General features: G+C 73.9%; 6 protein-coding genes and 1 pseudogene. 4 read left to right on the plus strand and 3 right to left on the minus strand.

The genetic code is table 11. The features are described from left to right. The 3 genes and pseudogenes from KBX39_RS20275 to KBX39_RS20285 all read left to right on the plus strand — a co-directional run. Nucleotides 1–354: pseudogene (locus KBX39_RS20275) on the plus strand (hypothetical protein); the annotation flags it as partial. A 95-nt stretch (nucleotides 355–449) separates the two neighbouring features. After that, complete coding sequence (locus tag KBX39_RS20280) at nucleotides 450–893, plus strand: GNAT family N-acetyltransferase (protein WP_210871964.1); 444 nt, start codon at nucleotides 450–452, stop codon at nucleotides 891–893. Between the two features lie 106 nt (nucleotides 894–999). After that, nucleotides 1,000–2,118: a lytic polysaccharide monooxygenase gene (locus KBX39_RS20285; RefSeq protein WP_210871966.1), complete on the plus strand. Its 1,119-nt coding sequence runs from the start codon at nucleotides 1,000–1,002 to the stop codon at nucleotides 2,116–2,118. A 96-nt stretch (nucleotides 2,119–2,214) separates the two neighbouring features. On the opposite strand, the gene hemQ is transcribed toward KBX39_RS20285, so the two are convergent. Genes hemQ through hemE form a run of 3 tightly spaced genes read right to left on the minus strand, consistent with a single transcriptional unit; the run spans nucleotide 2,215 to nucleotide 5,423 of the window. Further along, nucleotides 2,215–2,916, minus strand: coding sequence for a hydrogen peroxide-dependent heme synthase (hemQ, locus tag KBX39_RS20290; RefSeq protein ID WP_043325639.1), 702 nt, complete (start codon nucleotides 2,914–2,916; stop codon nucleotides 2,215–2,217). Further along, complete coding sequence (gene hemG, locus KBX39_RS20295) at nucleotides 2,913–4,322, minus strand: protoporphyrinogen oxidase (RefSeq protein WP_210871969.1); 1,410 nt, start codon at nucleotides 4,320–4,322, stop codon at nucleotides 2,913–2,915. The genes hemQ and hemG overlap by 4 nt, the downstream gene beginning before the upstream one ends. Nucleotides 4,323–4,331: 9 nt before the next feature. Continuing rightward, on the minus strand, nucleotides 4,332–5,423 hold the full coding sequence (gene hemE, locus KBX39_RS20300) for a uroporphyrinogen decarboxylase (RefSeq protein WP_187693712.1): 1,092 nt from the start codon (nucleotides 5,421–5,423) through the stop codon (nucleotides 4,332–4,334). 172 nt (nucleotides 5,424–5,595) lie between these two features. On the opposite strand from hemE, the gene KBX39_RS20305 reads away from it, so the two are divergent. Then, nucleotides 5,596–6,099 (plus strand): DUF3000 domain-containing protein (locus tag KBX39_RS20305; RefSeq protein WP_210871971.1); only part of this gene is annotated, 504 nt, incomplete at its 3' end.

The following is a 6,099-nucleotide window of genomic DNA, read 5'->3' on the forward strand; positions in this document are numbered from 1 at the left end:
GTCGAGGTGGCCCAGGAGACGGTGGTCTACCCGGACGAGCCGACCGCGGCGGACGCGGTACGGCGACTTTTCGACGTGCTGGAGGCGTGCGGGCGGGACGAGGAGGACGGCCAGGTGACCAGCGGACACACCGCCGCGGACCTGCCCGCCGGGCTGGGCCTGCCGGGCCGGGTGGTGTCGGCCACCATGACCGTGTCCGACGGCACCCGTTTCCCGCACCGCTACGGCTGCCTCCAGAAGGGCCGGGTGACCCAGTGCGTCTGGGTGTGGACCCGCTCGGCGGCCGACACCGGCGCCTGGTTCGAGCGCGCCGTCACCGCCACCGCCGCCGGGCTGCGCGCGTCGAAGGGCTGAGCCGGTACGCCGGACCGCGCCGGCCCGGCGCGCCGAACCGCCGCGCGCACGGGGTGCGCACGACCGGCCGGAAGCGCGCCGCCTAACCTGGGCCGATGCCCGTCGAGTCCCACCTGGCCGGTTTCGCCGACCTGGACGCCCGCACCTTCCACGACCTGCTCCGGCTGCGCATCGACGTGTTCGTGGTCGAGCAGTCCTGCCCGTACCCGGAACTGGACGGCCGGGACGTCGAGCCCGGCACCCGCCACCTGTGGCTGAGCAGCGACGGCGCCGTGGTCGCGTACCTGCGGATCCTGGCCGACCCCGGCGGCGTGGCGCGGATCGGGCGGGTGGTGGTGGCGTCGGCGGCCCGCGGCGCGGGCCTGGCCGGCGCGCTGATGGCCGAGGCCCTCGCGGTGGTGGGTGACCGGCCGTGCGTGCTCGACGCGCAGACGCACCTCGTGGGCTTCTACGCGGGATTCGGTTTCACGGTCAGCGGCCCCGGTTACGTCGAGGACGGCATCCCGCACACCCCGATGCGCCGCGACCCAACTCATTGACGTTTGTCACTTTTTGTGGCAACGTGCGGGCGGAGCCGCCACGCGGGAGAGGGCAACTCCCGACAGTCCGGGCGTCGTGCACCGACACCCATCCCGGAGGCTTTCCATGTCCACTCCGTACCGCCGCCCGTTACCGCTCGCGGCGGCGATCCTCGCCGTCTGCGCGGTCGTCGCGGCGCTGCTCACCACCGCGTTCTCCGGCCCGGCCTCGGCGCACGGGTCGGTGGTCGACCCGGCCTCGCGCGCCTACAGCTGCTGGCAGCGCTGGGGCGGTGACTTCCAGAACCCGGCCATGGCCACCCAGGACCCGATGTGCTGGCAGGCGTGGCAGGCCGACCCGAACGCCATGTGGAACTGGAACGGCCTGTTCCGCGAGGGCGTGGCCGGCAACCACCAGGGCGCCATCCCGGACGGTCAGCTGTGCAGCGGCGGCCGCACCCAGAGTGGCCGGTACAACGCGCTCGACACCGTCGGCGCCTGGAAGACCGTGCCGGTCACCAACAACTTCCGGGTCAAGTTCTTCGACCAGGCCAGCCACGGCGCCGACTACATCCGGGTGTACGTGACCAAGCAGGGTTTCAACGCGCTCACCTCGCCGCTGCGCTGGAGCGACCTGGAACTGGTCGGCCAGATCGGCAACACCCCGGCCAGCCAGTGGACGCGTGAGGTGGACGGCGTGTCCATCCAGATCCCGGCGAACGCGCCCGGCCGCACCGGCCGGCACATCGTCTACACCATCTGGCAGGCCAGCCACCTGGACCAGTCCTACTACCTGTGCAGTGACGTGGACTTCGGCGGGTCCGGCCCGACCACCCCGCCGCCCACCAGCACCCCGCCGACGAGCACCCCGCCCACCAGCACGCCGCCGACGAGCACGCCGCCGACCAGCCCGCCGCCGACCACGCCGAACCCGGCCGGCGGCTGCACCGCGACGTACGCGATCACCGGTTCGTGGGGCGGCGGCTTCCAGGCCGACGTGAAGGTGACGAACAACAGCGGCTCGCCGATCCGCGGCTGGTCGGTGAGCTGGAACTACCAGAACGGCCAGCAGGTCAGCTCGGCGTGGAACGCCACTGTCACCACGAGCGGAACACTGGTGACGGCACGAAACGCCGCCTACAACGGCTCACTCGCGCCGGGTGCGAGCACCTCGTTCGGCTTCACCGGCTCGGCCGGTGCGACGAACCCGGTGCCCAGCATCGTGTCCTGCACGACGACCGCCTGACGCCGGTCTTCCCGGTCGGGGCCCTGCTCGACACCCGCCGGGGTGTTAAGCGGGGCCCCTTCCTCTACCGCAGGCGTTAAGAAGGTGCCCTTCCTTTCACACCAGGCAGTTCACGATGTCGGCCACCGAGCGGCGGCGGCCGGTGTAGAACGGGATCTCCTCCCGCACGTGCCGCCGGGCGCCGGAGGCGCGCAGGTCACGCATCAGGTCCACGATCCGGTGCAGCTCGTCGGCCTCGAACGCGAGCATCCACTCGTAGTCGCCGAGCGCGAACGACGCCACCGTGTTGGCCCGCACGTCCGGGTAGCCGCGAGCCATCTTGCCGTGCTCGGCCAGCAGCTCGCGCCGCTCCGCGTCGGGCAGCAGGTACCACTCGTACGAGCGCACGAACGGGTAGACGCACAGGTAGGGGCGCGGCTGCTCGTCGGCCAGGAACGCCGGGATGTGGCTCTTGTTGAACTCGGCCGGGCGGTGCAGCGCCATCTGCGACCAGACCGGGGTGAGCGCCCGGCCCAGCGTGGTGCGGCGGAACCGCAGATACGCGTCCTGCAGCGCGTCGCTGGACGACGAGTGCCACCAGATCATCAGGTCGGCGTCGGCGCGCAGCCCGGCCACGTCGTACGTGCCCCGGACCGTGACGTCCTTGCCGGCCAGCTCGGTGAAGAGCGACTCGACCTCGTCGACGACGTTCTCCCGCAGCGACGGCAGCGGGCTGGTGGCCCGGTACACCGACCACATCGTGTAACGGATGGTCTCGTTGAGCTCCCGCAGCCGCGCCGCGTTGGTCTGCTCGGTCATGCTGCCGATCCTTCCAGTGCCGTGATGATCTCTTCGGCCGCCGTCTCGCCGGAGCGGACGCACACCGGGATGCCGACGCCGTCGTAGCCGGCCCCGGCCACGGCAAGCGTCGGGTACGCGGCGCGCAGCGCCGCCCGGACCGCCGCCACCCGGGCGGTGTGCCCGGGCGTGTACTGGGGCAGCGCGCCGCCCCACCGCTGCACGTGCCGGGCCACCGGAGTCGGCAGCGGCGCGCCGAGCACCGCCGACAGCTCCCGGTGCACCGCGTCGGCCAGGTCGTCGTCGGTGAGCTGCAGCGACGTCTCGTCGCCGTACCGGCCGACCGAGGCGCGCACCAGTGCCAGCCCGTCCGGCCGCCGCAGGTGCCCCCACTTGGTGGTGAAGAACGTCGACGCCTTGATCGTCAGCCCCTCACCGGCCGGCACCAGGAAACCGGACAGCTCCGGCAGGGCCGGACCGGGCAGGGCCAGGGTGATCAGGGCGACGCTGGCGTAGTCGAGCGCGCCCACCGTGTCGGCCGCCTCGGGCGCGGCGGCGGCGAGCAGCCGGGCGGCCGGGCGGGCCGGCACCGCGAGCAGCACCGCGTCGGCCTCGACGTGCTCGGCGTCGCGGGTCGGCCCGACGGTGAGCCGCCATCCGGACGGGGTGCGGCGCAGCTCGCGTACCGCCGCGCCCCGCAGGATCGTCGCGCCGCTCGCCGTCGCCGCCGCCTCGACCAGCGTGCTCAGCCCACCGGCCAGGGTGCCGAAGACCGGGGCGCCGGGCGCGCGCGGCGCGGCGGCCTGCGCGGCGCGTACCGCACCGACGAGCGTGTGCTCGGCGCGTGCCGCGCGGGCCAGCGCCGGCATCGTGGTGACCAGCGACAGGTCGTCGGCCCGCCCGGCGTACACGCCGCCGAGCATCGGATCGACCAGCCGCTCCACCCCCGCGTCACCGAGACGCTTGCGGACCAGCTCACCGACCGAGGTGTCCTCACCGTCGCCCAGCAACGGGAGGCCCGCGTCGCGGTCGGCGTCCGCCGCCGGCGGCGCGACCGCCGCCACCTTCTCCAGATCCCCGGGTACGCCGACGAGCGTCCCGCCCGGCACCGGGCGCAACGTGCCGTCGACCAGCAGGGCGGCCTGCCCGACGGTCGGGTGCACGATCGCCTCGGCCAGGCCGAGGCGCCGGGCCAGCGTCACCGCCGCCGACTCGCCACCGGCCGGGTCGCGCATCAGGAACGACTCCGCGCCGAACTCGACCGGCCCGCCTGCGAGCTCACCGGTGAACAGCTTGCCGCCGAGGCGGCCGGACTGCTCGTACACGGTGACCTCGGTGCCCTCGGGAGCGCGGTCGCGAAACCGGACGGCGGCGGCCAGCCCGGTGATCCCGCCACCGACGATCGCCACCCGCCACGGTCGCACCACTGTCGCCTCCTAGCGCTCCGGTCGCGCGGTCAGCTCGTGCACCAGCGCGACCACCCGGGTCAGCACCTCGGGGTCGGTCTCCGGCAGGACGCCGTGGCCGAGGTTGAACACGTGGCCGGGAGCGGCCCGGCCCTGCTCGACGATGCGCCGCACCTCGGTCTCCACCACCGGCCAGGGCGCGAGCAGCACAGTCGGGTCGAGGTTGCCCTGCACCGCCTTGTCCGGCCCGATCCGGCCGGTGGCGACGTCCAGCGGCGTACGCCAGTCCACGCCCACCACGTCGGCGCCGGCCTCGCCCATCGCGCCGAGCAGCTCGCCGGTGCCCACCCCGAAGTGGATCCGCGGCACGCCGGAGTCAGCGAGCCCGCCCAGCACGTACGTCGAGTGCGGCAGCACGAAGCGGCGGTAGTCGGCCTCGGAGAGCGCGCCGGCCCACGAGTCGAACAGCTGCACCGCGGAGACCCCGGCGTCGATCTGCACCTGGAGGAACGCCAGCGTCACCTCGGCCAGCCGGGAGCACAGCGCGTGCCACAGGTCCGGGTCGCCGTACATCAGCGCCTTGGTCTTGGCGTGGGTACGCGACGGCCCGCCCTCGACCAGGTAGCTGGCGAGCGTGAACGGGGCGCCGGCGAAGCCGATCAGCGGGGTGTCGCCCAGCTCGACGACGAGCTGGCGGACCGCCTCGTCCACGTACGACACCTCGTCGCGGCCGATCGGGGAGATCCGCTCGACGTCGGCGGCGGTACGGATCGGCTCGGCCACCACCGGGCCGGTGCCGGGCACGATGTCCAGGTCGATGCCGGCCGCGGCGACCGGCACCACGATGTCGCTGAACAGGATCGCCGCGTCCACGCCGTGCCGGCGCACCGGCTGGAGCGTGATCTCGGTGACCAGGTCCGGCCGGCGGCAGGACTCCAGCATCGGCACGTTCGCCCGGATCTCGCGGTACTCCGGCAGCGACCGGCCGGCCTGGCGCATGAACCAGACCGGCGTGTGCGGGCCCGGCTCGCGCCGGCAGGCGCGCACGAAGGGCGAGTCGGCCGGCCCGCCGCGGCGGGGTTCTCCGTCTCGGGCGGCAGTGCCCGTGGTGTCGGTGGTCATCGCGGCAATCGTGCCACGCCCCCGGCACGCTCCCGCGCTCACCGTCCGCATTTGTGACGTAGAAGGAAGGGCCCCCGCTTAACGCCTCCGGTAGAGGAAGGGCCCCTTCTTAACCGTCGATCACCCGGCGCGCCGTCGCGCGCCGTACGGTGGGCGCGCATAGGCTGCCCGCATGGCCCCCCCGATCGCGCTCCCGGAAACGTTCGCTCGCGCGGTCGCGGGGCTGCGGTCGGTGACACCCCGCCCGGAGATCATCCTGGAGGAGGTCGGCGCGCCCCAGCGGCTGGCCCCGTTCGCGTTCGCGCTCTCCGCCGCCGTGATGCGCGACGACGACGAGGTGGCCACCGGCCGGCTGATCCTGCTGCACGACCCGGCCGGGCACGAGGCGTGGCAGGGCACGTTGCGGCTGGTCACGTACGTCACCGCCGAGCTTGAGGTCGACCTGGCCAGCGACCCGCTGCTGCCGGGCGTCGGCTGGACCTGGCTGACCGACGCGCTGGACGCGCAGGGCGCCGGGCACCGGGCGATCGGCGGCACCGTCACCCAGACGCTCTCCACCCGGTTCGGCGAGCTGGCCGGGCCGCCCGCCGCCGGTGACATCGAGATCCGCGCCTCCTGGACGCCGCTGCGCGCCGACCTGGGTCCGCACCTGCTCGGCTGGTGCACGCTGCTGGCC

Origin of the sequence: Micromonospora sp. D75, from assembly GCF_018070405.1 — a bacterium.
GTDB lineage: Bacteria > Actinomycetota > Actinomycetes > Mycobacteriales > Micromonosporaceae > Micromonospora > Micromonospora chalcea.

Coding starts and splice junctions, on each gene's coding strand:
- KBX39_RS20280 (WP_210871964.1), top strand. CDS start 450: ATGCCCGTCGAGTCCCACCTGGCCGGTTTCGCCGACCTGGACGCCCGC.
- KBX39_RS20285 (WP_210871966.1), top strand. CDS start 1,000: ATGTCCACTCCGTACCGCCGCCCGTTACCGCTCGCGGCGGCGATCCTC.
- hemQ (WP_043325639.1), bottom strand. CDS start 2,916: ATGACCGAGCAGACCAACGCGGCGCGGCTGCGGGAGCTCAACGAGACC.
- hemE (WP_187693712.1), bottom strand. CDS start 5,423: ATGACCACCGACACCACGGGCACTGCCGCCCGAGACGGAGAACCCCGC.